Source organism: Variovorax sp. FW301-JW7 (genome assembly GCF_058788795.1).
Genome location: NZ_JBYTBC010000001.1, coordinates 672722 through 697189 on the forward strand (window position 1 = coordinate 672722; position 24468 = coordinate 697189).

Consider the following 24468-nt stretch of genomic DNA (forward strand, 5'->3'; position numbering starts at 1 on the left):
CCCCTGGCGTGCCAAGGTCATGCGCCGTCTGCGTTTGACTCTCTCATGGTGTGAAGGTTGAGACTTCGCGCTTTGGCTCGAAGGAGAACCCCATGGAACATCCCACGGCGCCGGCTGCTGCGGCGCGCTTGTCCCTTGCCGACGTGATGGCGCGCTCCGGCGCGTCCGCGCAGTTGCTGAGCGACTGCGAATCGCTCGGACTGCTCGACGACACGGCGCACGCCGGCCGCTACGACGAACGCGCCGTGTCGACGCTGCGCTTCGTGCGACGCGCGCACACGCTGGGTTTCGACACACCGGAAGTCGTCGAGCTGCACGCCCTGTGGCAGGACGGGCGTCGTGCAAGTTTCGACGTGAAGCGCGTCGCGCTCGAACGTGCCGACGACCTGGCCCAGCGCATCGACGAGTTGGCGCACATGAAGCGCCTGCTGGAGCGCCTGGCGCATTGCTGCGAGGGCGACGAGCGCTCCGAGTGCCCCATCCTCGATGAGCTGGCCGGGCTCGAGGGGTTCGCCGGCTGCGAGGCACGGCGCGGGGCCTGAGCCGCTCGAAGTCAGTCACGAATCAGAATTCACGACCATCATCGTTGCCAGCACCTCTGTTGAATGGCCTCGAAGCCTTGCGCTTTTCTGCCTGAGTTCGCCGAACTCACATTCACCTTTCGTTTCAACCCGAGCTGGAGCACATCATGGGAATTCTGAACACACTGGAAGAAGTCGCTGGCGCCGTCGTGGCCGTCGAGGGCCTGGAAAAGGTCGATCCGAATGCGTCGTTCCTCGGCAAGGCCGCTGCCGCTGTGGCGGGCTACAAGGGCGTCGAGCTCGTCAAGGAGAAGCTCGAGGAAAAGAGCGAAGGCGAAGGCGCCAGCCCGGACCAACCCGCCTGAGATCGGCGCCGTCGTTCAGGGCCCTCAGCCCGGAATGTTCGGTTCGACCAGCTGGGCCAGCGCGAGCAGCGATTCCTGCCAGCCCAGGTAGCACATCTCGACGGGAATCACCTCGGGGATGCCTTCCTGCACGATGGATACGTCCGTGCCGCACGAGACCGCCGTCAACGTCACGGTGGTCTTCATCGTGCCCGGCAGGTTGGCGTCGTCGAAGCTCGCGTCGTAGGCAATGCGCTCGCCGGGCACGAGCTCCAGGTACTTTCCGCCGAACGAGTGGCCGTGGCCGGTGCCGAAGTTGGTGAAGGACATGCGCCACGCGCCGCCCACCACCGGCTCCATGCTGTGGACCTTGCCGGTGAAGCCGAAGGGCGGCAGCCAGCGCTCGAAGGCGCCGGGCTCCACGAAGGCGCGGTAGAGCTTGTCGGGGGTGGTGCGCAGCACGCGGTGCAGGCGAACGGTGTGGGTGGCCATGGTTGCTTTCTCCTGATGAAGTACAGAGGACGACCCTCTATGCTGACGTCGGATGAGCCCGCTGCGATTCGACAGGGTGCAGGATCAGGACAAACCCTGAGCCCACACCCCGCGCCTCAATCGATGAACCGCGCGACGATGTCCTGGAACGATGGCAAGTCCATCGGCGTGTGGCCGCCCTCGTAGCCCTTCAGGCTCAGCTGCAGACCCTTGTAGTTGCGTGCGGCGATCTGGTCGCGCAGCGCGGTGATCTCCGGGCCGCCGACGTTGCCGATGGCATAGCCCAGCAGCAGGGTCACGGGAATGTCGCGCGTGCTGCTGTTGGCGTACATCTGGCTTTCGAGCGGATCGAGCTGGCCGCGCGCGCCGGCGGCGGGCGGGTCGGACGCGAAGAAATGCTGGAAGGTGAACGTGCCCGCCGCGCCTTCGGTGAAGAAGGCGATGAGCGTGAAGACGCCGCCGTTCGACAGGCCGGAGAGCATGCGCCTGGCCGGGTTGGCCCGATAGTTCGATTCGACATGCGGCACCAGCTGGCCGGTGAGGAAGTTGTGATACGCCTTGGCGCCCGGCATCAGGTAGTCGGTGTTGCGGCGCGAGGTGCCGCCGATGCCGACCACGATGGCTTTCTTGCCGGCCTTCTCGAGGATGTCGGTGAAGTTCTGGAAGCGCGTCACGTTCTGGTTGTAGACGGCGTCGCCATCGGTGATGTAGACCATGGGGTAGCTCGCCGTGGCGCCGTCGTAGCCGGCCGGCAGGTAGACCTGGATCGGGTAGGTCGCGTCCGTGGCGGTCGACTTCATCGAGCTGCTGACCACCCGGCCGCGCCCGGTGTCCGCGGGCGGTGGTGTCGGCGTGCCGCCGGCCGGTGGCAGTGGCAGCATGGCCACACCGCCTCCGCCGCCCCCACCACCCCCTCCGCCGCCGCAACCTGAAAGCCCCAGCAGCAGGGCGCAGCCCGCTGTGAACATGAGCCGGCGAAGATTCCCTCTGGTCTGCATGTGACGTTCCTTGTTGTGATGACCGTGGTGGCGGAAGCCGGGGCGATCTTAGGGGCGATGGGGTGCGGCTGTCGCGGCCGTTTTCTGCATGAACACACTCAACGGATCGTCCGGGTAGTCGCCGAAGCGCTCGCGCCGCGCATACCCCGCACGCGCATAGAAGGCCAGCGCCTCGGGCTGGCTCACGCCCGTCTCCAGCCGGAACAGCGCGCATCCGCGCGCCGCCGCTTCGGCTTCGAGAAAGCCCAGCACCTTGGCCGCCACGCCTTGCCCGCGGTTCTGCGGGCGCACGTACATGCGCTTGAGTTCGCCGTAGCCGGGATTCATGACCACGGCGCCGCAGCCGATGGCCGTGCCGGCCGCGTCGCGCGCGACGGCGAACAGCACGTGGGCGGCCGACAGCGCGGCGATGTCGATGCCGTAGTGGCTCTCGGGCGGGTACAGCGGCTTCTGGTACGCGTCGAGGTCGTCGATGAGCTGGATGACGTCGGGCTGGTTCGGGTTTTCGATCGAGATCTGCATCGTTCGATCGTAGCGAGCCGAAGCACCGCAAAGCCCGACGCGCAACGGGGTTCTGCGCGGCGGCCAACAATGGCCGCGTCATTCATCTGGTTCGTCAGTTCATTGATTGAAGGAGTAGAACTTTGGAATACCGTCATCTGGGCAAATCAGGCCTCAAGGTCCCCGTGTTGAGCTTCGGCACCGGCACCTTCGGCGGCAAGGGCGAGTTTTTCAGCGCATGGGGCAGCACCGACGTGGCCGAGGCGCGCACGCTCATCGACATCTGCATGGACGCCGGCGTGAACATGTTCGACAGCGCCGACATCTACTCGGGCGGCGCCGCCGAATCGGTGCTCGGCGAGGCGATCAAGGGCCGGCCGCGCGACCGGCTGCTGATCTCGACCAAGGCCACCTTCCGCAGCGGCGAGGGGCCGAACGACGTGGGCTCGTCGCGTCACCACCTCGTTCAGGCGGTCGATGCCTCGCTGAAACGGCTGGGCACCGACTACATCGACCTGTTCCAGCTGCACGGCTTCGACGCCAGCACGCCGGTGGAAGAAACGCTGTCCACGCTCGACGACCTCGTGCGCGCGGGCAAGCTGCGCTATGTGGGCGCGTCGAACTTCTCGGGCTGGCACCTCATGAAGTCTTTGGCGGTGTCCGAGCAGCGCGGCTATGCGCGCTACGTGGCGCACCAGGCCTACTACTCGCTGGTCGGGCGCGAGTACGAGTGGGAGCTGATGCCGCTGGCGCAAGACCAGGGCGTGGGCGCGGTGGTCTGGAGCCCGCTGGGCTGGGGCCGGCTCACGGGCAAGATCCGCCGCGGCCAGCCGCTGCCCGCCAACAGCCGCCTGCACGTGACGGCCGACATGGGTCCGCCCGTGCCCGACGAGCTGCTGTACCGCGTGGTCGAGGCATTGGAAAAAGTCGGCGCCGAAGTCGGCAAGACGGTGCCGCAGGTCGCGCTCAACTGGCTGCTGCAACGCCCGACGGTGTCCAGCGTGGTGGTCGGTGCGCGCGACGAGGTGCAGCTGCGCCAGAACCTCGGCGCGGTGGGCTGGAACCTCACGCCCGCGCAGGTGGCCGAGCTCGACGCGGCCAGCGCGACGACGCGCACCTACCCGTACTGGCACCAGCAGGGCTTCAAGGAACGCAACCCGAACCCGGTCTGACCGGGTTCAGTCGGGTGTCAGCCCCAGCACCCACTGCTTGAAGTGCTCCAGCGCCCCGGAGGCCGGCCGGCCCTCGGGGTACGCGAAGTAGTAGCCCTGGTGCACGTCCAGGTGCCGGTCCACCGGGATCACGAGTTCGCCGGTGCGCAGTTCCTGCTCGACCAGGATGCGCGGCGCCAGCCCCACGCCCATGCCCGCCGCTGCGGCGGCCACCACCATCGTGAACAGTTCGTAGCGCGGCCCGCGCGACGCATGGACCGTGTACTCCCATTCCTGCTGCGCGTACCAGTCGCGCCACGCATGGGCGCGCGTGCTCAGGTGCACGTGGCGGCAGCGCTCGAAGCCGGCTTCGTCCCACCGGGCCTGCGCGTCGCGAAACGCGGGACTGCAGATGGGCACCATCTCGCCCTCGGAAAAGATCAGCCCGCCGCGCGTGTTCGGCCAGAACTGGTCGCCGAAGTAGATCGCTGCGTCGTAGGCGTTTTCCTGGAACGAGAAGGGCTGCGAGCGCGCCGACAGGTTCACCGTGATGTTCGGGTGCAGCCGGCTGAAATCGGGCAGCCGCGGAATGAGCCATTGCGTGGCGAAGGTCGGCACGACGGCCAGTTCGAGCACGAAGCCCATCTCGTGGCCGGTGCTGATCTCCAGCGTGTCGCGGCGGATCTGGTCGAGGTGGCGGCGGATGCGCGCGGCGTACTCGCGACCCACGTCGGTGAGCGTGAGCCGCTTGCGCACGCGCGAGAACAGCGGCACGCCCAGGCGCTGCTCCAGCATCGCCACCTGGCGCCCGACCGCGCTTTGCGTGAGCGCCAGCTCGGTCGCCGCGCGGGTGAAGCTCCCCAGGCGCGCCGAGGCCTCGAAGGCCTGCAACGCGCCGAGGTTGGGAATGTCTTTTCTCATCGCGCTATTCTGGCGGGAGCTTGCGCGGCCCGGGCAACGGCCCGGGCCCGCACATCGAAGACACGGAAAGGCATCTCATGCGGCGTGTGGCGATCATCGGCGGCGGGGCCATCGGCTCGGCCATCGCGTACTTCCTGGGCGCCGACCCGGCGGGCGAGGCCTTCGACATCACGGTGGTGGAGCGCGACTTCTCGTACCGGCAGGCCTCGTCGGCGCTGTCGGCCAGCTCGATCCGCCAGCAGTTTTCCACCGCCATCAACATCGAGATGTCGCTCTATGGCATCGAGTTTTTCCGCGCGCTGGGCGAGACCCTGCGCGTGGGCGACGACGTGCCGGACATCGGCCTGACGGAACCCGGCTACCTGTACCTGGCCTCGCCGGCGGGTGTCGAGGTGCTGCGAGAGAACCACGCGACGCAGAAGGCGCACGCGGTGGACGTGGCGCTGTTGACGCCCGATGAACTGAAGGCGCGCTTCCCGTGGCTCTCGACCGAGGGCATCGAACTCGCATCCCTCGGCCTTTCGGGCGAGGGCTGGTACGACGGCTACAGCCTGCTGCAGGCCTTTCGCAAGAAGGCGGTGTCGCAAGGCGTGCGCTATGTGCAGGCGCAGGCGACGGGTCTGCAGCGCGAGGGCCGCCGCATCACCGGCGTGCAGATCGACGGCGGCGACACCCTGCATGCGGACATCGTCGTCAACGCGGCGGGCGCGTGGGCGGCGCCGGTCGCGCAGTGGGCCGGCATCGCGCTGCCCGTGCACGGGCGACGCCGCAGCGTGTTCAGCTTTTCATGCCCGAGCACCTTGCCGGGTTGCCCGCTGGTCATCGACACCTCGGGCATCTGGCTGCGCCCAGAAGGCCGCCAGTTCATCTGCGGCTTCGCGCCGCCCGAAGACCGGGACCCCGACGATGCGCCGCTCGAAGTCGACCACGAGGCCTTCGAGAATTTCATTTGGCCGGCATTGGCCGAACGCATCCCGGCCTTCGAGGCCGTCCGCATGACCGGCGCCTGGGCCGGCTACTACGAGATGAACGTGTTCGACCACAACGCGATCCTCGGCCTGCACCCGGATTGCGACAACCTGTACTTCGCGAACGGCTTCTCGGGCCACGGGTTGCAGCAGTGTCCGGTGGCGGGGCGCGGCATCGCGGAGCTGATCCGTTTCGGCGGCTACCGCAGCCTCGACCTGTCGCCGCTGTCGTTCGCGCGCATCCTCGAGAACCGGCCGCTGCGCGAGAAGAACATCATCTAGGGTTGTTGCTCCGCCGGCTTGATGTCCCCCACGGGCGACAGCAGCGCCGGGTCGAAAGCGGCGAGCGCGCGGCCTTCCTTCAACCGCTTCGGCCAGTCGGGGTTCGACAGCGCGCCGCGTCCCAGTGCCACAAAGTCGGCGCCGTCTGCGAGCGCCGCTTGCGCGCGCCCCGGATCGTGCAGGCTGCCGTTGGCAACGATCGCAATCCCCGGCGCGTGGCGGCGTGCGAGCTGCAGCAGGCTCGGCCCCGCATCGCCGAAGGCCGGTCGCCAGGCTTCGAACTCGGTGACGTGCAGGTAGTCGATGCCGCTGTGCGCCAAAGCCCCGAACACCGTCGACGCGCCGGCTTCAGCCTCCGGCCACTTGTGGCCGAAGTCGTTGACCTTGCCTTGCGAGATGCGCACGCCGACCGGCGCCGACGCGCCCAGCATCTGCCGCACGGCGCGCGCCACCTCGGCCGTGAGCTGCACGCGCTGCGCAAGGGCGCCGCCCCAGCGGTCGGTGCGCGTGTTGGTGTGGCCGCTCAGGAACTGGTCGAGCAGGTAGCCGTTCGCGCCGTGGATCTCCACGCCGTCGAAGCCCGCCACTTCCATGGCCAGCAGCGCCGCCCGGGCGAAGCCGCGAATCGCCTCGGCGATGTCGGCATCGGTCATCGCGCGGGGCACCGGGTACTCGCCTTCGCCGCGGTAGGCCGTCATCTGCGTGCCCAGCGGACGAACGGCCGATGGCCCCGCCGTGTGGTCGCGGAAGCGGTTGAACTGCGACAGCGCGCCCGCGTGCATGAGCTGTGCGATGGCGCGCCCGCCCGCGCCCTGGATCGCCTTCACCACCGGGCGCCACGCACGGGCCTGTTCGCCATCGCTCAGGCCGGGCTGGCGGGCATAGCCTTGCGCGTAAGCCGTGTCGGTGTAGATGCCTTCGGTGATGACGAGCCCGAAGCCGCCCCGCGCAAAGCGCTCGTAGTAGCGGGCCATGGTGCCGTTGGCGTGGCCCTCGGGCGAGGCGCTGACGCGCGTCATCGGCGCCACGGCGAGCCGGTTGGGCAGCTGCAGGCCGTGCAGCGTCGCCGGCGCGAGCAGCGGCGTGCTCATCGGGCGTCTCCGGGCGCGACGGCGATGGCCTCGATCTCGATCATCGCGTCGGGCGAGTACAGGCCCGAGACCTCGACGATGGTGTCGGCCGGGTAGGGTGCCGAGAACCATTGACGGCGCAGTTCGACGATCTTCGGAAAGTGGCTCATCGAGGTCAGGAAGATCGTCACCTTGACCACGTTGCCCAGGCCCGTGCCGGCGGCCCGCAGCACGCGGTCGAGGTTCTTGAAGGCCTGCTCGGCCTGGCGGTCGAAGTCGCCCTTGCCGACGATCTCGCCGTCGTCGCCGATCGCGGCCTGGCCGGACACGAAAACGAGGTTGCCGAGCTGGATGGCCTGCGACAGCAGGAAGGGGGCGTAGGGGTCGGGTTGGGTGTGGATCTGCTTGGGTTGGAGTTGCATGACAGGTGCCTTCGATGGTGAATTTCAGATCAGCCGTGGAAGTGATTTCTTCCTGCGACACCTGAAATTTAGGGGTGAAGAGGGTGCCCGACAAAGGCTGATTTTTCAGCCAATGGATGAGTTGAGCTAATCTGTCTGCATGCGAAGACTTCCTCCCCTGGGCGCATTGCGCGTGTTCGAGGCCGCGGCCCGCCGGCTGAGCTTCAAGGCTGCGGCCGACGAACTGCACGTCACGCCCACCGCCGTCAGCCACCAGATCAAGCAGCTCGAGGAAACGCTCGAGGTGCGCCTGTTCGAACGCGGCACGCGGCAGGTGCACCTGACGGCCGCCGGGCACCAGCTGTTTCCCGCGCTGCGCGACGGCTTCGACAGCTTCGAGCGCGCCGTCGACGGCGTGCGCCGCCTGAAGGGCACGCGCATTGCCACGCTGTCGTCCACGGTCGGGTTCATGGCCCGGCGGCTGGCGCCGCGCGCGGGCACCTTCCGCGACCTGCACCCCGAATGGACGCTGCGGCTGGACGCCACCAACCAGGTCGTCGACCTCGACACCGAGGCCGACGCGGCGATTCGCTACGGCAACGGCCGTTATGCCGACCTGGTCGTCGAGCCGCTGTTCCAGGACCACTACGCGCCGGTCTGCAGCCCCGCGCTGGCGGTCGCGGCGCGGCAGGACCTGACGGCCGTCTCGCTGATCCATTTCGAATGGGGCCGCGCGGGGCGCGACGAAACGCTGGCACCCGTGTGGCGCACCTGGCTCGCGCGCGCGGGCCGCACCGACGTCGATGCGCAGGCCGGCCTGTCGTTCACCGAAGAGATTCACGCGGTGCAGGCCACGGTCGCGGGGCAGGGCGTCGGCCTGCTGAGCCTGGCGCTGGTGGCCGACGAGCTGGCGTCGGGCCTGCTGGTGCAGCCCTTCGAGTTGTCGGTGGAGAGCTACCGCTACGACCTGGTCTACAGCCCGCGCGCCGCCAGCCGGCCCGCCACGGCCGTGCTGCGCGACTGGGTGCACCGCGAGTTCGGCGGCGGCGAAAAGAAGGCATAGTGGCAGGCATGACTGCCCAGACCCTGTACGCGCAAAAGCGCGTTTCCGCCGCCGATGCCGTGCGCCAGGTGCGCAACGGCGACATGATCATCGTGCCCACGGGCGTCGGCGAGCCGCCCTCGCTGCTCACCGCCTTGTCCGAGCAGCGCCGCGATTTCCGCGACGTGAAGGTGGCGCAGATCCTGGCGATGCGCAAGTACGCCTACATCGACCCCGAGACGGTCGAGCACGTGCGCCACGTCGCGCTGTTCTTCGGCGGTGCCACGCGCGCGGGCGGGCAGGCCGGCTGGATCGACTTCATTCCCAACTACTTCTCCGAGATTCCCGCGCAGATCGAGCGCGGGCAGATCGCGGCCGACGTGGTGTTCAGCATGGCCTCGCCGATGGACGCGCACGGCTACTTCGCGCTGAGCCTGGGCCCCGACTACACGATGGCCGCCGTCGCGAAGGCGCGCGCGGTCGTGCTCGAGGTGAACCCCAACGTGCCCTACGCCCACGGCAACTGCCACGTGCACATCTCGCAGGTGGCGGCGCTGGTGGAAAGCAGCGAGCCGGTGATGGAAGTCGGCCTGCCGAAGATCGGCCCGGTGCAAGAAGCCATCGGCAAGCACGTGGCCGACCTGATCGACGACGGCGCCACCTTGCAGATCGGCTACGGCGGCATTCCCGATGCGGTGGTGATGCAGCTCACGGGCAAGCGCGACCTGGGCATCCACACCGAGATGATCGGCGACGGCATCCTCACGCTGGTGGAAAGCGGCGCGGTCACCAACCGCCGCAAGAACTACCTGCCGGGCAAGTCGGTCGCGACCTTCGCGCTGGGATCGAACAAGCTGTACCGCTTCATGGACCGCAACCCGGGGCTGGAGATGCACCCGGTGAACTTCACCAACGACCCGGCGCTGGCGGGGCTGAACGACAACCTCATCGCCATCAACGCCACCATGCAGATCGACCTGCTGGGCCAGTGCGGCTCCGAGAGCCTGGGCCACGCGCCGTACTCGGGCACGGGCGGGCAGTCGGACTTCGTGCGCGCGGCCAACCGCTCGCGCGGCGGCAAGGCCTTCATCGTGCTGCCTTCCACAGCGAAGGACGACACCATCTCGCGCATCGTGCCCTCGCTGTCGCCCGGCACGCACGTGAGCACGAGCAAGAACGACATCAACTACGTCGTCACCGAACATGGCGTGGCGCAGCTGCGCGGCAAGTCGGCCAAGCAGCGCGCGCAGGAACTGATCGCCATTGCGCACCCGAACTTCCGGGCGGAGCTGACGGAGCAGGCGAAGCGCGCGAAGCTGCTGTGAGCGTGGCGCAGCGCGTTGGTCAGCTGGCCTTGGCCGCCCGCACCAGCGACGGCGTGGCCTTGTAGCTCTCGGGGAACAGCTTCTTCAGGTCGTCGATCTTCGGCAGGTCGTTGATCGCGATGTAGGGCTGGTTCGGGTGCAGCGTGAGGTAGTCCTGGTGGTAGTCCTCGGCCGCATAGAAGGGCTTGGACATCTCGACCGTGGTCGCCAGCGGCTTGTTGCCGAAGATCCTGGCCTGGTTCAGCTGGGCGATGTAGGCGTTGGCGATGCGGGCCTGCTCGGCGTTGTCGGCGAACACGGTGGAGCGGTACTGCGGGCCGGTGTCGGGGCCCTGGCGGTTGAGCTGGGTCGGGTCGTGCGCCACCGAGAAATAGATCTGCAGCAGCTTGCCGTAGCTGACCTTGCGTGGGTCGTAGCTGATGCGCACGGCCTCGGCATGGCCGGTGCGGCCCGAGCCGACCTCGTCGTAGCGCGCGGTGCGGGCCTCGCCGCCCGCGTAGCCCGAGAGCGCATTGCTCACGCCCTCGACGCGCTGGAACACGCCCTGCACGCCCCAGAAGCAGCCGCCTGCGAACACCGCGGTGGCGGTGGTGGCGCCTGCGGGTGCGGTGAGGTCGACCGTGGGCGCGGGCACGCGGCGCGCGGTCTCGGCAAAGGATGGGGCTGCGTGCCAGGCGAAGGCCGCGGCGGCGAGCGCGCCGGCGGCGATGGCGAAGGATTTCATGGCGGTCTTTCGTAGGGAGCGCAGGAAAGGGACAGTGATCCCGATCCCGCCGGCCGTCAATGGCGGCGGGGCCGGGGAGAAGGCGGCTTACTTCTTCATCTCGTCCTTGCCCATCGCGTCCTTCTTCATTTCGTCTTTGCCCATGGCATCTTTCTTCATGCCATCTTTGGCCATGCCGTCCTTCTTCATGGCGTCCTTGCCCATGGCGTCTTTCTTCATCCCGTCCTTGGCCATGCTGTCCTTCTTCATGCCGTCCTTGGCCATGTCGTCCGCGGCCAAGGCCGAGGCGCCGGCGAAGGCCATGCAGGTGGCGAGGAGGGTGGCGGTGAGCTTGTTCATGTCGGTCTTCCTGAGTTGAGGTTGGGTCTTGTTGTCGAGATCGGCCTGGTTCCCTGTCGGAATTCGGCCTCGCGCTTTCTTCGGCAGTCGAGCGGCTGTGGCAGCCCCTCAGTTCCCTCCGAACCAGTTGTAGCCCTGGTCTTCCCAGTAGCCACCGGGATAGGTGTTGGTCACGTACATCGCCTGGATGTGCTTGGGGTTCTTGTAGCCAAGCTTGGTCGGCATGCGCAGCTTCATCGGGAAGCCGTACTTCGGCGGCAGCGGCTGGCCGTCGTAGCTCAGCGCCAGCAGCGTCTGCGGGTGCAGCGCGGTCGGCATGTCGATGCTGGTGTGGTAGTCGTCCGCGCACTGGAAGCCGACGTACTTCGCGTTCAGGTCCGCGCCCACATGGCGCAGGAAATCGGCAAAGCGCACGCCGCCCCACTTGCCGATGGCGCTCCAGCCTTCGACGCAGATGTGGCGCGTGATCTGGTCCTGCTGCGGCAGGGCGCGCAGCTCGGCGAGCGTCCAGCGGCGCTTGTCGGCGACCATGCCGCTCACTTCGAGGCGGTAGGTGGCTTCGTCGACCTCACGGACCTCGTCCTCGCCGTAGTAGGCGTTGAACGGAAAGGGGCGCGTGATCTCGGCCTCGGTGTAGGTTGGCGCCAGCCGCGTCGGACTGAAGAGCCAGCCCTGCACCTCGTCGTTGAAGCGCGAGACCTTCGAGAGCGCCGCTTCCACGTGGCTGTCGTCGCTGATGCTGCAGCCGGTGAGCATCGACAGGCCGCCCAGCGTCAGCGATCGGCGCAGGAACAGGCGGCGCGAGGGGGCGTCGAGCCGGCGTTCGATGAGGGCGCGGGCTTCGCGCACCACGGCGTCGCCGTCGATACCGACCAGGGGAGGGCGTTTGAAAAAGAGGCTCATGGGGTGTGGGGCGCGCGACCGCGCAGCATGGTGAGCAGGGTGCGGGGCACGAGCGCCACCATCACGAGGTGCACGGCAACGAACGCCACCAGGGCGGCCATCGCCACGAAGTGGACGCGGCGCGCGGCTTCGTAGCCGCCCAGCAGTTCGCGCAGCATCGGAAACTGCACCGACTTCCACAGCACCAGCCCCGACAGCACGATCGCGACGAGGTCGACGATCACGAACAGGTAGGCGAGCTTTTGCACATGGTTGTAGTGGCGCGGGTCGGCGTGCGAGAGCCTGCCGCCGAGCGCGGCCCGCGCATCGCGCCAGAGACCGGCCGGCGTGAGCGGGAAGAACTTGCGCGCGAAGCGCCCGCTGGCCAGGTTCAGCACCAGGTAGACGAGCCCGTTGAACACCAGCAGCCACATCGCCGCGAAGTGCCACTGCAGCGCTCCGCCGAGCCAGCCGCCCAGCGTGATCGCGGCCGGGAAGCGAAAGGCAAGGAAGGGCGCCGCGTTGTAGATGCGCCAGCCGCTGGTCACCAGCACCAGCACGGCCAGCGCGTTGAGCCAGTGCGTGACACGCATCCACAGCGGGTGGATCGGTCGGTGGTCAGGGGCGGAGCGTGTCTGCATGGGCCGGATTGTTGGGCGCACCCCCTCGCCGATTCATCACGCAAAGTTCAAAGATTCGTGATAACTCCGAGGGGCGTCTCGCGGGACAATCGCGGCCATGGACACCGCCAAACGCGTGCTGATCGTCGAAGACGACGCCCACATTGCCGAGCTGCTGCGCATGCACCTGCGCGACGAGGGCTACGCGGTCGAGCACGCCGCCGACGGCAACGCCGGCCTGCGCGCACTGGAGCGCGGCCAGTGGGACGCGCTGGTGCTCGACCTCATGCTGCCCGGCATCGACGGCCTCGAGATCTGCCGCCGCGCCCGCGCCATGGCGCGCTACACGCCCATCATCATCGTGAGCGCGCGCTCGAGCGAGGTGCACCGCATCCTCGGGCTGGAGCTGGGCGCCGACGACTACCTGGCCAAGCCCTTCTCGGTGCTGGAGCTGGTGGCGCGCGTGAAGGCACTGCTGCGGCGCACCGACGCGCTGGCGCGCAACGCGCGGCTGGAGTCGGGCAGCCTCACGCTGGGCAACCTCGACATCGAGCCGCTGGCGCGCGAGGTGCGCGTCGACGGCAAGCCGATCGAACTCACGCCGCGCGAGTTCGACCTGCTGTACTTCTTTGCGCGCCATCCCGGCAAGGTGTTCTCGCGCCTCGACCTGCTCAACCAGGTCTGGGGCTACCAGCACGACGGCTACGAGCACACGGTCAACACGCACATCAACCGGCTGCGCACCAAGGTCGAGGCCGACCCGGCCGCGCCGCGGCGCATCCTCACGGTGTGGGGGCGTGGCTACAAGCTCGCGGCGGACGACGCCGCACCGAAGGGCGACGTATGAGCGCCGCGCCGGGCCGCCCCAAGCAAGCTCGCTCCCGCCTGGCGGGAAGGCGCGAAGCGCCAAGGGTGCTTCAATGACGATGGCCTGGGCCACGCTGTCGCGGCGGCTGTCGATCGCGTTCGCGGTGCTGCTGCTGGCCTGCTGCGGCGCCTCGGCGTGGCTGCAGATGCGCGCCGGCGCGCAGCACGCGCAGGAGGTGACGCAGCGCCTGTCGCTGGGGCTCGCGGCCCACATCGCGCAGAACACCGAACTCATGAAGCCCGGCGGCCTCGACCCGGTGGCGGTGAAAGACCTGTTCGACAAGCTCATGACCGTCAACCCCAGCGTCGAGGTCTACGTGCTGGGGCCCGACGGCCACATCGAGGCCCAGGCCGCGCCGCCCGGGCACCTCAAGCGCGACAAGGTGGCGCTCGGCCCCATCCGCCGGCTGCTGGCCGGCGAGCGGCTGCCGATTGCGGGCGACGACCCGCGCAGCCCCGATGGCGCCAAAGTCTTCAGCGCCGCGCCGCTGCGCATGGGCGGGCGCGATGCCGGCTACGTGTACGTGGTGCTGCAGGGCGAAGACCACGACGCGCTGGCCGCCAACCTCTCGGCCGACACTGTGCTGCGCACCACGCTGTGGTCGATGGCCTTGGTGGCGCTGCTGGGGCTCATCGCCGGGCTGGTGGCGTTCCGCCTCATCACCCGGCCGCTGCGCGAGCTGACGGCGGCGGTGCGCCGCTTCGAGGCCGAGGGCATCGAGGCACTGGAACGTGAAGCGCCCATGCCCGCGCCGCCGCGCCACGCCGACGACGAGATCGCGCAGCTGCAGCAGGCCTTTGCACAGATGACGCGCCGCATCGCCGAGCAGTGGCGTGAACTGAGCCTGCAGGACCGCCAGCGCCGTGAACTCTTCGCCAACATCTCGCACGACCTGCGCACGCCGCTCACTTCGCTGCACGGCTACCTCGAGACGCTGCTGCTCAAGGCCGGCACGCTCAGCGAGGAAGAGCGCCGCCGCTACCTGGAGATCGCGCTCGGGCAGAGCCGCAAGGTGGGCCGGCTCGCGCAGGAGGTGTTCGAGCTGGCGCGGCTCGAGTACGGCGTGGTCAAGCCCGAGAAAGAGAACTTCGCGCTCGCCGACCTCGTGCAGGACGTGTTCCAGAAGTTCGAACTCGCGGCCGAGGCGCGGCGCCAGCAGCTCAAGCCCGACATCGCGCCGAACCTGCCCGTGGTGTCGGCCGACCTCGGGATGATCGAGCGCGTGCTGACCAACCTGCTGGACAACGCCATCCGCCACACGCCGGCCGGCGGCGAGATCGAGGTGCGCCTGCGCCCGTCCGACGCCGGCGTGGCGGTGCAGGTGAGCGACACCGGCCCCGGCATTCCGGGCGAGCTGCAGAAGGGCCTGTTCACGCGGCCGGCCTTTGCCGACGGCGGTGCGCGCGGCGGCGGGCTGGGGCTGATGATCGTGCAGCGCATCCTGCAGCTGCACGGCAGCGACATCCGGCTCGTACCGCAGCCGGGCAAGGGCGCGGTGTTCCTGTTCCGGCTCGGGGGGGCAACGGGGCGTTGAGCCGGGTGGTCGACGGGTTTGCCAGCGGGCGGCGGGCGATGCTACAAGCGAAGCGGCATCACCCCCCAAGAACAGAAGGAGACCACCGACCATGCCCGCTTTCGAGACCGTCCTGATCGACAAGGACCCGCAGCACCCGCGCATCGCGCGCTTGGTGCTCAACCGCCCCGAGAAGCTCAACGCCATCGGCGACAGCACGCCGACCGACATCCGTCGCGCGGTCGAGTGGGCCGAGGCCGACGACGAGGTGCATGTGATCGTGGTCGAGGGCGCGGGCCGCGCCTTCTGCGCCGGCTACGACCTGGGCGACTACGCCGAAGGCCACGGCCGCGAAGGCCAGGGCGACCATCCCTGCCGGCAGGAGAAAACGCCGTGGGACTCGATGCTCGACTACGCCGCCATGAAGCGCAACACCGAAGACTTCATGTCGCTGTGGCGCTGCCGCAAGCCGACCATCGCCAAGGTGCACGGCTACGCGGTGGCCGGCGGCTCCGACATCGCGCTGTGCTGCGACCTGCTCACCATGGCCGACGACGCACGCATCGGCTACATGCCCACGCGCGTGTGGGGCTGCCCGACCACCGCGATGTGGACCTACCGCCTCGGCGCATTGCGCGCCAAGCAGCTCATGTTCACCGGCGACACCATCACCGGCACGCAGGCGGCCGACTGGGGCCTGGCCAACTTCGCGGTGCCCGCGGCGCAGCTCGACGAGGCCACGCTGGCGCTCGCGCAGCGCATTGCGGGCGTGCCCAGTTCGCACCTCATGATGCACAAGATGGTCGTCAACCAGGTCTGGCACTCGATGGGGCTGGAGCAGACCCAGATGTTCGCCACCGTGTTCGACGGCATCACGCGCCACAACCCTGAAGGCCTATGGTTCCGCCGCCAGGCCGAGGCCGAAGGCTTCAAGAGCGCGGTGCAGTGGCGCGACAGCGGCCGGCCGATTCCCGAAGGCGACGAGGCGAGGGCGCGCATCGCCGAGCTCGAAGCGAAGCTGGCTGCGCGCGGCTGAGCGCACGGTCGCGCGGCGCCATGCCGGCGCCCATGTCACGCGACCGACATATCCCCCCTCGATGATCCGCCGCGCCTGCCGCCCGTCACGTTGACGGCGGAAAGATGGCGCATCCATTTCGATGGATACAAAAGGGGAGGATTTCAATGCAGTTGTTCAATTTCTCGCGCACGGCCCTCGCGGCCTGTGCCTGCGCATTCATGGCCGCCTGCGGTGGCGGCAACGGCGGTGGTGGCGTGCCGATGTGGCCCATTGCGCCGGTCTCGCCCCCGGTGCCGGCACCTGCGCCCACTCCGGCGCCCGCACCGGCCGAGGCTGCCCCTGTGCTTGTCATCGGCCACCGTGGCGCGCCCGCGCTGCGGCCCGAGCACACGCTGGCCTCGTACCAACAGGCCATCGACGACGGTGCCGATTTCATCGAGCCCGACCTCGTGCCCACCAAGGACGGCGAGCTGGTCGCGCGCCACGAGAACGCCATCGCCATCGTCGATGCCGCGGGCAAGGTGCTCGAAGCCACGACGAACGTGGCCGACGTGCCCAAGTTCGCCGACCGCAAGGCCACCAAGGTCATCGACGGCCGTCAGGTCACCGGCTGGTTCACCGAAGACTTCACGCTGGCTGAACTCAAGGAGCTGAAGGCGCGCGAACGCATCCCGGCGCTGCGCCCGGCCAACGTGTCTTTCGACCAGCTCCAGGTGCCCACGCTCGACGAAGTGATCCAGCTCGCCAAGGCGCAGTCGGTCATCAAGGGCCGCGTGATCGGCATCTACCCCGAGACCAAGCACCCGACCTACTTCCGTTCGATCGGCCTGCCGCTCGAGAAGAAGCTGCTCGACACGCTGCACAAGCACGACCTCGACAAGGCCGACGCGCCGGTGTTCGTGCAGTCGTTCGAAACCGGCAACCTGAAGGACATCCGCCTGAAGAGCACGGTGAAGATCGTCCAGCTCATCGACGGGCAGGGCGCGCCGTATGACCTCGTGGCGCTGAACGACAAGCGCACCTACGCCGACCTCGTGAAGCCCGAAGGCCTGGCCGAGATCGCGACCTATGCGAACGGCATCGGCCCGGCCAAGGCGCGCGTGATCCCGGTGGTCGACGGCAAGCTCGGCGCGCCGACCACGCTCGTGAAGGACGCGCACGACAAGAAGCTGCTGGTCCACATCTTCACGGTGCGGCCCGAGAACAACTTCCTGCCCGACAGCCTGAAGAAGGCGCCCAAGACCGACCCGATCGTGTACGGCGACACCGCCGGCGAGATCAAGGCGTTCCTGGATGCGGGCATCGACGGCTTCTTTGCCGACAGCGCGGCCACGGCCGTGCCGGCGGTGAAGGCGTACCGCGCGGCGCAGCCGAAATAAGTCGAACCTGAAAAGAAAGGGCGCTCAGCCGCCCTTGCGCCGCTTCACCACCACCGTGGCCTCGAGGCCTTCGTAGGCCTCGGCGTCGCCGTACCAGCTGCCCGAGATGGGCGCTGCCAGCGCGGGGTCGCGCGCCACGCCCACGCGGATCAGCTGGCCGCTGCCCATGAGGTTGTTGGTCGGGTCGAAGGCCAGCCAGCCCGCGCCCGGCAGGTAGGCCTGCAGCCATGCGTGCGTGCTGCCGGCGCCGGTGACCGATTCGCCGGGCGCCTGCCCGGTGGCGTCGCTGTCGAGCGAGGCGTCGTAGAGGTAGCCCGAGACGAAGCGCGTCGCGATGCCGAGACGGCGCGTGGCTTCCATCATCAGCAGCGCGTAGTCGCGGCAGCTGCCGCTGCCCAGCGCCAGCGTCTCGAGCGGTGTCTGCGTGCCTTCCTCGTCGCGCGCCTTGTATTCGAAGCTCTGGCCGATGTGCGCGTTCATGCGCGTGAGCACGTCGCGCGTGCTGTTGGGCTGGTCGGTGTGCAGGAACTGGTGCGCCCAGCGGATCAGCGTGCCGTTGGCATCGTCGTTGTGGTGCGGGCGCAGGTAGTGCTCCAGGTCCAGGCGCTCCTGCACCGAATAGGCAAAGGGCAGGAACTCGGCCGACGGGTCGAGCGTGAGCAGGTCGCGCTGCGACGGCGGCACGTGCTCGATGGTGAAGGAGCAGACGATGCGCAGCTCGGTCGCTTCGCCCAGCGGCTGCACCAGCGCGACGGAGTTGGAGTACGGGTCTTGAATGAGCCGCGTGAGGGCCTGCGGGCTCACCTGCAGGTCGGTGGCGAGCACCCGCAGGTCGTGGCTGTCGCGCGGACGGAACATCACGCGGTGCAAGCCGAAGGTCACCGGCTTGTTGTAGCGGTAGACGGTGGTGTGGGTGATGTCGTACTGGATGGCCATGGCGCGCATTGTGCGGTGCGCGCGTGACCTCGGGTGACGGGAAACCCAGAACGCGCCGATTCAGTCCGATCCGGGCCAGAGCCGCTGCGTGCCCAGTGCCTTGGCAAGCGTCGCGGGCAAGGGCAGCGGTTCGCCATGCCACTGCGCCGCCAGCAGCTCGGCGCACAGCGTGGCAAAGCTCAGGCCGCGCGAGCCCAGCGCGGTGCAGGCCCACAGGCCCTCGTCGGCACCCGGGGCCAGCGGGCCGACCAGCGGCCGGCGGTCGCCCGAGGCGCAGCGCACGCCGACCCAGGCGTGGGTGTCTCCGCGTTCGAAGGCGGGCGCGAGCGCGGCGGCGGCGCCGGGGTGCAGGCGCGCGAGCCGTTCGCGGTTGGCGAGGCGGTCGGCGTCGGTGGGGGCGAGGTCGGTGCTGTCGCGGTCGAAGGTGGCGCCGATCAGCCACAGCGGCTGCGGCGCCTGGCCGTCGGACACGCCGGCGATCAGGTGGCCGTCGCCGTTGATGGGGGTGACGGGCAGGGCGGCGGGGTCCGCGCGACCCCAGGCGACCTGACCGCGCACGGGTTGCAGCGGCAGGTCGGGCGCGAAGCGGTGCGATGCGAAGCCCGCGGCCACGACGACGCGGTCGGCTTCGGCGAGCAAGGCGCCGGTGTCGTCGAGCAGCTGCCAACCGCCGTCCGTGCGTGCGAGGCGCGCCACGTGGCTGTTGCCTCGGAATTCGACGCCTGGTTGGCCCAGCCACGCAGCGATCAGTCGGTGCGGCCGCACCCAGGCTGCGCGCGCATGCCAGAGCGCCGGCGTGTCGGGCGGCAGGCCGGCCGCTGCGAGCCGGTCGGGCTGTGCGGGCCAGGATTCGTTTGGCCCGTCCGCGCTCCAGCCGGGCGGCACGCGCACGTCGCCGTCGGGGCGGCGTTCGAGCGACCCGTGGGCGCCCCAGTCGCGACCGTTCTCGAGCCGCCGCGCCAGTTCCGTCCAGGTCGCGCGGATGCCGGCGCGCGTGAGCCGTGACAGCAAGGCGTCGTCGGACGACACATGCGGCGCCAGCAGCCCGACCGGCAGGCCCGACGCGCCCGAGGCCGGCGCGTCCGCCGCATCGAGCACCGTGACTCGCCAGCCGCGCCGCGCGAGGCTGGCCGCGACCGCTGCGCCCGCAAGGCCGGCGCCGATCACCGCGCAATGGCCGGGCGCGTCGACGCCCTCACGCACCGGCTGGCGACGCCGCACCGTCCAGGCGGGCGCGAACACGCCGCGCAGGCTGCTGGGGCTCGGGTCGAGCTGGAAGCCGTTCTGCGCCAGCGCATGGCGCACCCCGTCGTCGTCGGTGCGGGCCGCGAGGCCGGTGCCCTGGCGGGCGAAGCGCGACACCGCCTTGAGCGTGTCGGGTGAGGCCATCGCCGGGCCGAAGCTGTCGACGAAGAGGCTGTCGGCCTCGAAGCGTTGCGCGCGCAGCATCGGCTGCAGCTCGCCCACGCACAGCGTGAGCAGCACGCGGCCATCGTCGAAGGCCAGCCGGTGGAAGCCGGGCAGCAGCCCGGTCCATTGGTCGGCCAGCTCCGCAGCGAGCGGTGCCAGCGCCGGGTCGGCCTCAGCCGCGCGCAGCAGATCGCCGGCCAGCGCCGGATGGGCGTCGATCGCGACGTAATGCAGCAGGCGCGGGCGCTGCGGGTCGGCGCGCCAGGCCTGCCAGGTTGTCAGGAAATGAAGGCCCGGCCCGAAGCCGGTTTCGAGAATCCGCCATTGCGGGCGCCCGGACCAGGCGGCGGGCAGGCCGCAGCCGCCCAAAAACACACGGCGCGAAAGCGCCGGTGTGTCGTTGTCGAGGGGGGAGGTGTCGCCGGAGCGCGCGCCGAGCGGGGTGCCGTCGGCGGCCACGCCGGACTCAGGCCGCGGGAGGGGGAACGTAGCCTTGCGCCACGTCGGCGCCTTCGCCGAAGAAGTGCTTTTCCATCTGGCGGGCCAGGTACTGGCGGGCGCGCAGGTCGGCCAGGTTCAGCCGGTTTTCATTGACCAGCATGGTCTGTTGCTTGAGCCAGGCGGCCCAGGCTTCCTTGCTGACGTTTTCCCACAGGCGCTTGCCCAGGTCGCCGGGGTACGGCGGAAAGTCGAGTCCTTCGGCCTCTTTGCCGAGCTTGATGCACTGAACCATGCGTGCCATTTGATTGCCTCTTGTGGGGGAAAGCGGTTGCTTAGTTGATTTGGCTATTAAGAACTGAAAACTTGGTCGTTCCAGTTCCTATATGTCGTATTCAGAATACGTGGCTTCATTGATATGCCTTTTTAAGAGCAAGACACCATGAGCCTTCGCCGCGACTTTATCAAGCTTTCCCTGGGTGCCGGCGTGGCCGGTGCCTTGGCCCTGTCGGCATTGCCGTCGTTTTCGCAGGGCGCGGCGGGTGCCAAGGGCCCCGTGACGCTGCTGAACGTGTCGTACGACCCGACCCGCGAGCTGTACGTGGACTACAACCAGGCCTTCGCCAAGTACTGGAAGGCCAAGACCGGCCAGGACGTGAGCGTCAAGCAGTCGCACGGCGGCTCGGGCAAGCAGGCCCGCTCGATCATCGACGGCATCGATTCCGACGTGGCCACGCTGGCGCTGGGCGGCGACATCGACGCCCTGGCCACGCACGGCGGCCTCGTCAAGGCCGACTGGCAAAAGCGTCTGCCGCACAACTCCGCCCCCTACACCTCGACCATCGTGTTCCTGGTGAAGAAGGGCAACCCCAAGGGCCTGAAGGACTGGGACGACCTGGTCAAGCCCGGCGTGCAGGTGATCACCCCCAACCCCAAGACTTCGGGCGGCGCCCGCTGGAACTACCTGGCCGCCTGGGAATTCGCCAAGCGCAAGTACGGCGGTGACGCCAAGGCCAAGGAATTCGTCGGCAACCTGTACAAGAACGTGCCTGTGCTCGACACCGGCGCGCGCGGCTCGACCATCACCTTCGTGCAGCGCGGCGTGGGCGACGTGCTGCTGGCCTGGGAAAACGAAGCCTTCCTGGCGCTGAAGGAATTCGGCCCCGAGAAGTTCGAGATCGTCGTGCCGTCCATCTCCATCCTGGCCGAGCCCAGCGTGGCGGTGGTCGACAAGGTGGTCGACAAGAAGGGCACGCGCGCCGTGGCCGAGGAGTACCTGAAGTACCTGTACTCGGACGAAGGCCAGGACATCGCGGGCCGCAACTTCTACCGCCCGACCTCGGACAAGGCCAAGGCCAAGTACGACAAGCAGTTCCCCAAGCTCACGCTGGTGACCATCGACCAGGCCTTCGGCGGCTGGGCGAAGGCCGACAAGGAGCATTTCGCCGACGGCGGCTCCTTCGACCAGATCTACGCACCCAAGCAGAAGTAAGCGCAGCCGTTCCGGAATCGATCGCTGGTGGCACCCCGTGGGAGGGCGCCGGGGATCGCTTCGCCCTGAATTTCTCCTGAAGCCCAACGAAAGTTTCTCGTGTCCGTTCTCCTGATTGCTGGCAGCCCCTCGGCCCCGTCCCGCTCCACCGCCTTGCTCGACGCGGTGGGCGAGCGGCTGGCCCAACGCCATGCGCGCATCGAGCGGCTCGCGATCCGCGACCTGCCGGCGCAGGCGCTGCTGCAGGCCGAGTGGGCGCATCCAGCCATCGAGCGAGCCATTGCCCAGGTGGCGGCGGCCCGCGTGATCGTGGTGGCCACGCCGGTCTACAAGGCGGCCTACAGCGGCGTGCTGAAGGTCTTTCTCGATCTGCTCTCGCAGAACGCGCTCAAGGGCAAGACGGTGCTGCCGCTGGCCACCGGCGGCAGCCCGCACCACATGCTCGCGCTCGACTACGCACTGCGGCCCGTGCTGCAGTCGCTGTCGGCGCGCCACATCCTGCCGGGCGTCTACGCGAGCGATTCGCAGATCGCGCTGACGCCCGAGAACGCCTACCAGGTGCACCACGACCTGGCGGAGCGCCTGAACGAGGCCGTCGAGGTGCTCGCGACCGAAGGCCTGAAGCTGCCGGCGACCCATGGCTTCGAGCCGGTTCCTTTCTCCCGTGTGCGATGTAGCGTTTGACGACCGGGTTCCCCGCTGAACCCGGCCCCGGCCAGACCTTTTTCCGTTCCCCGTTTTTCGAAGCCGCCTGTGTGCGGCCGGGGGATCGCTTTGCCTCACGTTTTTGCACCAAGGAATTCCGCATGAACCCCGTCGCTCCCGAAGACTCCGTGTTCGAAGTCGCGCCGCGCTCCTTCTGGCAGGCGCTGCGCGACCTGGCCATCAGCGCCATCGTCGTCACCGCCATCGCTCTGATCGTGAGCTTCATCTCCGCCGCCTCGGCACACGCCCAGACGCAGACGAAGGCCAAGGGCGAGCTGCGCATCGGCTACCAGAAGTCGGCCAGCCTGTTCGTGCTGCAGAAGGCGCAGGGCACGCTCGAGAAGAAGCTCTCGCCGCTGGGCTTCGGCGTGAAGTGGGTCGAGTTCCCGGCCGGCCCGCAGCTGCTCGAAGGGCTGAACGTGGGCGCGGTCGACGTGGGCTATGTCGGCGAGGCGCCGCCCATCTTCGCGCAGGCCGCGGGGGCGAAGTTCGTCTACTTCGGCCACGACCCGGCCGCGCCGCGCGCCGAGGCCATCCTCGTCACCAAGGATTCGCCCATCAAGTCCGTGGCCGACCTCAAAGGCAAGAAGGTCGCGCTCAACAAGGGCAGCAACGTGCACTACCTGCTCGTGAAGCAGCTGGAGAAAAACGGCCTGAAGCTGTCCGACATCCAGCCCGTGTACCTCGCTCCGGCCGATGGCCGTGCCGCCTTCGAGAGCAAGAACGTCGACGCCTGGGTGATCTGGGACCCGTTCCAGGCCGCCGCCGAGAAAGCCACCGGCGCCCGCGTGCTGGCCGATGGTGCACCGGACGTGGTCAACAACTACCAGTACTACCTGGGCGAGCGCGGCTTCGTGAAGAAGCACCCGCAGGTGATCGATGCGCTGTTCGCCGATTCGGTCGAGCAGGGCATCTGGCTCAAGAAGAACCTGCGCCAGGCCGCCGAGCTGATCGCGCCACTGCAGGGCCTGCCCGTCGATGTGGTCGAGCTGGCGCTGCGCCGCTACGAGTTCAACGTGAAGCCGATCACCGCCGCCGTCGCGGCCGACCAGCAACAGATCGCCGACACCTTCTACGCGCTGAAGCTCATTCCCAAGCCCATCAAGGTCAGCGACGCGGTCGTCACGGCCCAGCCCTGAACAGATTCGAAGGACCCCTTTCCATGACCCGCATTGCCATTCCCCGACGCCGCCTGCTGCAGGGCGCAGCCGCCGCCCTCGCGCTGCCGTCGTCGTTCGCCGCCCTGGCGCAGAGCCCCGCGCGCCAGTTGCGCATCGGCCACCAGAAGGGCTACCTGAGCGTGCTCAAGGCCCGCGGCACGCTCGAGAAGCGGCTCGCGCCGCTGGGCGCCACCGTGAAGTGGACCGAGTTCACGGCCGGCCCGGTGCAGCTCGAGGCGCTGAACGTCGGCTCGATCGACTTCGGCGACGTGGGCGAGGCCCCGCCCATCTTCGCGCAGGCCGCCGGCGCGCCGCTGGCCTACGTGGGCGCCACGGTGCCGCGCCCGAAGACCGAGGCGGTGCTGGTGCCCAAGGGCTCGGCCATCCAGACCGTGGCCGACCTCAAGGGCAAGAAGATCGCGCTCAACAAGGGCTCGAACGTCCACTACTTCATCGTCAAGCTGTTCGAGAAGCACGGCCTGGCGTACAGCGACCTGAACCTGGTCTACCTGCCACCGGCCGACGCGCGCGCCGCCTTCGAAAAAGGCTCGGTCGACGCCTGGGTGATCTGGGACCCGTTCCTGGCCGCCGCGCAGCAGTCGCTCGACGCGCGCATCCTGGCCGACGCCGTGGGCGTGGTCGGCAACCGCGCCTACTACTTCTCGTCGCTCGACTACGTGGCGAAGAACGCCGACGTGCTGGCCGTTGCGATCGAAGAGGTCAACAAGATCGACCAGTGGGGCGCCGCCCACCGCAACGAACTGGCGACCGAGTTGTCTGCGATTTGGGGCCTGCCCAAGGCGGTGGCCGACCTGTCGCAAGGCCGCACCGCCTACGGCACCGGCCCGATCACCAAGGCCATCCTGGCCGAGCAGCAGCAGATCGCCGACACCTTCTTCGCGCTCAAGCTGATCCCCAGAAAGATCAACGTGCTCGAAGCCGCCGGCGCCGGGATCGCGTGATGGCCG

At 68.7% G+C, this 24468-nt stretch carries 27 protein-coding genes; 14 read left to right on the forward strand and 13 right to left on the reverse strand.

What is annotated here, in order from left to right:
- Window positions 1-92 precede the first annotated feature (92 nt).
- Together AC3WQM_RS02955 and AC3WQM_RS02960 are read left to right on the forward strand one after the other, a co-directional pair.
- The gene (locus AC3WQM_RS02955; RefSeq protein WP_492676879.1) at window positions 93-542 is read left to right on the forward strand and encodes a MerR family DNA-binding protein; all 450 of its coding nucleotides are present in this window, start codon (window positions 93-95) and stop codon (window positions 540-542) included.
- A gap of 146 nt (window positions 543-688) precedes the next feature.
- Window positions 689-886, forward strand: coding sequence for a hypothetical protein (locus tag AC3WQM_RS02960; protein WP_489061383.1), 198 nt, complete (start codon window positions 689-691; stop codon window positions 884-886).
- 24 nt (window positions 887-910) lie between these two features.
- Here the strand turns inward: AC3WQM_RS02960 and AC3WQM_RS02965 are convergent, their stop codons facing one another.
- The 3 genes from AC3WQM_RS02965 to AC3WQM_RS02975 all read right to left on the reverse strand — a co-directional run bounded on the left by AC3WQM_RS02965 (window position 911) and on the right by AC3WQM_RS02975 (window position 2877).
- Window positions 911-1357 (reverse strand): SRPBCC family protein, encoded by a 447-nt coding sequence (locus AC3WQM_RS02965; RefSeq protein ID WP_492676880.1) that lies wholly within the window; start codon window positions 1355-1357, stop codon window positions 911-913.
- Window positions 1358-1473: 116 nt separating this feature from the next.
- Entirely contained in the window at window positions 1474-2238 is a 765-nt protein-coding gene (locus tag AC3WQM_RS02970) for an alpha/beta hydrolase (RefSeq protein WP_492676881.1), read from the reverse strand.
- 165 nt (window positions 2239-2403) lie between these two features.
- Window positions 2404-2877, reverse strand: coding sequence for a GNAT family N-acetyltransferase (locus AC3WQM_RS02975; protein ID WP_492676882.1), 474 nt, complete (start codon window positions 2875-2877; stop codon window positions 2404-2406).
- Between the two features lie 122 nt (window positions 2878-2999).
- On the opposite strand from AC3WQM_RS02975, the gene AC3WQM_RS02980 reads away from it, so the two are divergent.
- Window positions 3000-4028, forward strand: a complete 1029-nt coding sequence (locus AC3WQM_RS02980) for an aldo/keto reductase (RefSeq protein WP_492676883.1) — start codon at window positions 3000-3002, stop codon at window positions 4026-4028.
- Window positions 4029-4034: 6 nt separating this feature from the next.
- Here the strand turns inward: AC3WQM_RS02980 and AC3WQM_RS02985 are convergent, their stop codons facing one another.
- Window positions 4035-4928, reverse strand: coding sequence for a LysR substrate-binding domain-containing protein (locus AC3WQM_RS02985; RefSeq protein WP_492676884.1), 894 nt, complete (start codon window positions 4926-4928; stop codon window positions 4035-4037).
- A 77-nt stretch (window positions 4929-5005) separates the two neighbouring features.
- Between AC3WQM_RS02985 and AC3WQM_RS02990 the strand changes: the two genes are divergently transcribed.
- The gene (locus AC3WQM_RS02990) at window positions 5006-6178 is read left to right on the forward strand and encodes an NAD(P)/FAD-dependent oxidoreductase (RefSeq protein WP_492676885.1); all 1173 of its coding nucleotides are present in this window, start codon (window positions 5006-5008) and stop codon (window positions 6176-6178) included.
- On the opposite strand, the gene AC3WQM_RS02995 is transcribed toward AC3WQM_RS02990, so the two are convergent.
- Together AC3WQM_RS02995 and AC3WQM_RS03000 are read right to left on the reverse strand one after the other, a co-directional pair.
- Window positions 6175-7269 carry an oxidoreductase gene (locus AC3WQM_RS02995; RefSeq protein WP_492676886.1) on the reverse strand — a complete coding sequence of 365 codons (1095 nt, stop codon included), beginning with the start codon at window positions 7267-7269 and terminating at the stop codon, window positions 6175-6177. The two genes, AC3WQM_RS02990 and AC3WQM_RS02995, sit on opposite strands and share 4 nt — an antisense overlap.
- Complete coding sequence (locus AC3WQM_RS03000; RefSeq protein ID WP_492676887.1) at window positions 7266-7670, reverse strand: RidA family protein; 405 nt, start codon at window positions 7668-7670, stop codon at window positions 7266-7268. The genes AC3WQM_RS02995 and AC3WQM_RS03000 overlap by 4 nt, the downstream gene beginning before the upstream one ends.
- A 139-nt stretch (window positions 7671-7809) precedes the next feature.
- Here AC3WQM_RS03000 and AC3WQM_RS03005 point away from each other — a divergent pair, with 139 nt between their 5' ends.
- Together AC3WQM_RS03005 and AC3WQM_RS03010 are read left to right on the forward strand one after the other, a co-directional pair.
- Window positions 7810-8712 (forward strand): LysR substrate-binding domain-containing protein, encoded by a 903-nt coding sequence (locus tag AC3WQM_RS03005; RefSeq protein WP_492676888.1) that lies wholly within the window; start codon window positions 7810-7812, stop codon window positions 8710-8712.
- Between the two features lie 8 nt (window positions 8713-8720).
- Window positions 8721-10016: an acetyl-CoA hydrolase/transferase family protein gene (locus tag AC3WQM_RS03010; RefSeq protein ID WP_492676889.1), complete on the forward strand. Its 1296-nt coding sequence runs from the start codon at window positions 8721-8723 to the stop codon at window positions 10014-10016.
- Window positions 10017-10035: 19 nt separating this feature from the next.
- Here the strand turns inward: AC3WQM_RS03010 and msrA are convergent, their stop codons facing one another.
- The 4 genes from msrA to AC3WQM_RS03030 all read right to left on the reverse strand — a co-directional run bounded on the left by msrA (window position 10036) and on the right by AC3WQM_RS03030 (window position 12602).
- Entirely contained in the window at window positions 10036-10740 is a 705-nt protein-coding gene (gene msrA / locus AC3WQM_RS03015; RefSeq protein ID WP_492676890.1) for a peptide-methionine (S)-S-oxide reductase MsrA, read from the reverse strand.
- A gap of 87 nt (window positions 10741-10827) precedes the next feature.
- Window positions 10828-11079, reverse strand: a complete 252-nt coding sequence (locus AC3WQM_RS03020) for a pentapeptide MXKDX repeat protein (protein ID WP_159271664.1) — start codon at window positions 11077-11079, stop codon at window positions 10828-10830.
- A 108-nt stretch (window positions 11080-11187) separates the two neighbouring features.
- Entirely contained in the window at window positions 11188-11982 is a 795-nt protein-coding gene (locus tag AC3WQM_RS03025; RefSeq protein WP_492676891.1) for a molybdopterin-dependent oxidoreductase, read from the reverse strand.
- Window positions 11979-12602 carry a cytochrome b/b6 domain-containing protein gene (locus AC3WQM_RS03030; RefSeq protein ID WP_492676892.1) on the reverse strand — a complete coding sequence of 208 codons (624 nt, stop codon included), beginning with the start codon at window positions 12600-12602 and terminating at the stop codon, window positions 11979-11981. The genes AC3WQM_RS03025 and AC3WQM_RS03030 overlap by 4 nt, the downstream gene beginning before the upstream one ends.
- Before the next feature lie 97 nt (window positions 12603-12699).
- Between AC3WQM_RS03030 and AC3WQM_RS03035 the strand changes: the two genes are divergently transcribed.
- From AC3WQM_RS03035 to AC3WQM_RS03050, 4 genes are all read left to right on the forward strand, one after another.
- The gene (locus AC3WQM_RS03035) at window positions 12700-13428 is read left to right on the forward strand and encodes a response regulator transcription factor (protein WP_070060847.1); all 729 of its coding nucleotides are present in this window, start codon (window positions 12700-12702) and stop codon (window positions 13426-13428) included.
- A gap of 79 nt (window positions 13429-13507) precedes the next feature.
- Window positions 13508-14983, forward strand: a complete 1476-nt coding sequence (locus AC3WQM_RS03040) for a sensor histidine kinase (RefSeq protein ID WP_492677182.1) — start codon at window positions 13508-13510, stop codon at window positions 14981-14983.
- 91 nt (window positions 14984-15074) lie between these two features.
- Entirely contained in the window at window positions 15075-15998 is a 924-nt protein-coding gene (locus AC3WQM_RS03045) for a crotonase/enoyl-CoA hydratase family protein (RefSeq protein ID WP_492676893.1), read from the forward strand.
- Between the two features lie 146 nt (window positions 15999-16144).
- Window positions 16145-17359 carry a glycerophosphodiester phosphodiesterase gene (locus AC3WQM_RS03050; protein WP_492676894.1) on the forward strand — a complete coding sequence of 405 codons (1215 nt, stop codon included), beginning with the start codon at window positions 16145-16147 and terminating at the stop codon, window positions 17357-17359.
- Between the two features lie 24 nt (window positions 17360-17383).
- Here the strand turns inward: AC3WQM_RS03050 and AC3WQM_RS03055 are convergent, their stop codons facing one another.
- From AC3WQM_RS03055 to AC3WQM_RS03065, 3 genes are read right to left on the reverse strand one after another with little or no spacing between them, the layout of a single operon-like run.
- Window positions 17384-18295, reverse strand: coding sequence for a transglutaminase family protein (locus AC3WQM_RS03055; RefSeq protein ID WP_492676895.1), 912 nt, complete (start codon window positions 18293-18295; stop codon window positions 17384-17386).
- A gap of 60 nt (window positions 18296-18355) precedes the next feature.
- A complete protein-coding gene (gene mnmC1 / locus AC3WQM_RS03060) occupies window positions 18356-20164 on the reverse strand; it encodes an FAD-dependent 5-carboxymethylaminomethyl-2-thiouridine(34) oxidoreductase MnmC1 (protein WP_492676896.1) in 1809 nt (602 codons plus the stop codon).
- Between the two features lie 7 nt (window positions 20165-20171).
- Window positions 20172-20447 carry an oxidative damage protection protein gene (locus tag AC3WQM_RS03065; protein WP_013541095.1) on the reverse strand — a complete coding sequence of 92 codons (276 nt, stop codon included), beginning with the start codon at window positions 20445-20447 and terminating at the stop codon, window positions 20172-20174.
- 138 nt (window positions 20448-20585) lie between these two features.
- Between AC3WQM_RS03065 and AC3WQM_RS03070 the strand changes: the two genes are divergently transcribed.
- The 4 genes from AC3WQM_RS03070 to AC3WQM_RS03085 all read left to right on the forward strand — a co-directional run bounded on the left by AC3WQM_RS03070 (window position 20586) and on the right by AC3WQM_RS03085 (window position 24462).
- Entirely contained in the window at window positions 20586-21635 is a 1050-nt protein-coding gene (locus AC3WQM_RS03070) for a sulfate ABC transporter substrate-binding protein (protein ID WP_070060843.1), read from the forward strand.
- 99 nt (window positions 21636-21734) lie between these two features.
- Window positions 21735-22319 (forward strand): NADPH-dependent FMN reductase, encoded by a 585-nt coding sequence (ssuE, locus tag AC3WQM_RS03075; RefSeq protein WP_492676897.1) that lies wholly within the window; start codon window positions 21735-21737, stop codon window positions 22317-22319.
- A gap of 122 nt (window positions 22320-22441) precedes the next feature.
- The gene (locus AC3WQM_RS03080; RefSeq protein WP_492676898.1) at window positions 22442-23479 is read left to right on the forward strand and encodes a sulfonate ABC transporter substrate-binding protein; all 1038 of its coding nucleotides are present in this window, start codon (window positions 22442-22444) and stop codon (window positions 23477-23479) included.
- Window positions 23480-23502: 23 nt separating this feature from the next.
- Window positions 23503-24462 carry a sulfonate ABC transporter substrate-binding protein gene (locus AC3WQM_RS03085; protein WP_492676899.1) on the forward strand — a complete coding sequence of 320 codons (960 nt, stop codon included), beginning with the start codon at window positions 23503-23505 and terminating at the stop codon, window positions 24460-24462.
- Window positions 24463-24468: the final 6 nt, after the last annotated feature.

Excerpts from the sequence above, each read along its gene's own strand:
- AC3WQM_RS02955 (WP_492676879.1), top strand. The coding sequence starts at position 93 with ATGGAACATCCCACGGCGCCGGCTGCTGCGGCGCGCTTGTCCCTTGCC.
- AC3WQM_RS02960 (WP_489061383.1), top strand. The coding sequence starts at position 689 with ATGGGAATTCTGAACACACTGGAAGAAGTCGCTGGCGCCGTCGTGGCC.
- AC3WQM_RS02965 (WP_492676880.1), bottom strand. The coding sequence starts at position 1,357 with ATGGCCACCCACACCGTTCGCCTGCACCGCGTGCTGCGCACCACCCCC.
- AC3WQM_RS02970 (WP_492676881.1), bottom strand. The coding sequence starts at position 2,238 with ATGCTGCCACTGCCACCGGCCGGCGGCACGCCGACACCACCGCCCGCG.
- AC3WQM_RS02975 (WP_492676882.1), bottom strand. The coding sequence starts at position 2,877 with ATGCAGATCTCGATCGAAAACCCGAACCAGCCCGACGTCATCCAGCTC.
- AC3WQM_RS02985 (WP_492676884.1), bottom strand. The coding sequence starts at position 4,928 with ATGAGAAAAGACATTCCCAACCTCGGCGCGTTGCAGGCCTTCGAGGCC.
- AC3WQM_RS02990 (WP_492676885.1), top strand. The coding sequence starts at position 5,006 with ATGCGGCGTGTGGCGATCATCGGCGGCGGGGCCATCGGCTCGGCCATC.
- AC3WQM_RS02995 (WP_492676886.1), bottom strand. The coding sequence starts at position 7,269 with ATGAGCACGCCGCTGCTCGCGCCGGCGACGCTGCACGGCCTGCAGCTG.
- AC3WQM_RS03000 (WP_492676887.1), bottom strand. The coding sequence starts at position 7,670 with ATGCAACTCCAACCCAAGCAGATCCACACCCAACCCGACCCCTACGCC.
- AC3WQM_RS03005 (WP_492676888.1), top strand. The coding sequence starts at position 7,810 with ATGCGAAGACTTCCTCCCCTGGGCGCATTGCGCGTGTTCGAGGCCGCG.
- AC3WQM_RS03010 (WP_492676889.1), top strand. The coding sequence starts at position 8,721 with ATGACTGCCCAGACCCTGTACGCGCAAAAGCGCGTTTCCGCCGCCGAT.
- msrA (WP_492676890.1), bottom strand. The coding sequence starts at position 10,740 with ATGAAATCCTTCGCCATCGCCGCCGGCGCGCTCGCCGCCGCGGCCTTC.
- AC3WQM_RS03020 (WP_159271664.1), bottom strand. The coding sequence starts at position 11,079 with ATGAACAAGCTCACCGCCACCCTCCTCGCCACCTGCATGGCCTTCGCC.
- AC3WQM_RS03025 (WP_492676891.1), bottom strand. The coding sequence starts at position 11,982 with ATGAGCCTCTTTTTCAAACGCCCTCCCCTGGTCGGTATCGACGGCGAC.
- AC3WQM_RS03030 (WP_492676892.1), bottom strand. The coding sequence starts at position 12,602 with ATGCAGACACGCTCCGCCCCTGACCACCGACCGATCCACCCGCTGTGG.
- AC3WQM_RS03035 (WP_070060847.1), top strand. The coding sequence starts at position 12,700 with ATGGACACCGCCAAACGCGTGCTGATCGTCGAAGACGACGCCCACATT.
- AC3WQM_RS03040 (WP_492677182.1), top strand. The coding sequence starts at position 13,508 with ATGGCCTGGGCCACGCTGTCGCGGCGGCTGTCGATCGCGTTCGCGGTG.
- AC3WQM_RS03045 (WP_492676893.1), top strand. The coding sequence starts at position 15,075 with ATGCCCGCTTTCGAGACCGTCCTGATCGACAAGGACCCGCAGCACCCG.
- AC3WQM_RS03050 (WP_492676894.1), top strand. The coding sequence starts at position 16,145 with ATGCAGTTGTTCAATTTCTCGCGCACGGCCCTCGCGGCCTGTGCCTGC.
- AC3WQM_RS03055 (WP_492676895.1), bottom strand. The coding sequence starts at position 18,295 with ATGGCCATCCAGTACGACATCACCCACACCACCGTCTACCGCTACAAC.
- AC3WQM_RS03065 (WP_013541095.1), bottom strand. The coding sequence starts at position 20,447 with ATGGCACGCATGGTTCAGTGCATCAAGCTCGGCAAAGAGGCCGAAGGA.
- AC3WQM_RS03070 (WP_070060843.1), top strand. The coding sequence starts at position 20,586 with ATGAGCCTTCGCCGCGACTTTATCAAGCTTTCCCTGGGTGCCGGCGTG.
- AC3WQM_RS03080 (WP_492676898.1), top strand. The coding sequence starts at position 22,442 with ATGAACCCCGTCGCTCCCGAAGACTCCGTGTTCGAAGTCGCGCCGCGC.
- AC3WQM_RS03085 (WP_492676899.1), top strand. The coding sequence starts at position 23,503 with ATGACCCGCATTGCCATTCCCCGACGCCGCCTGCTGCAGGGCGCAGCC.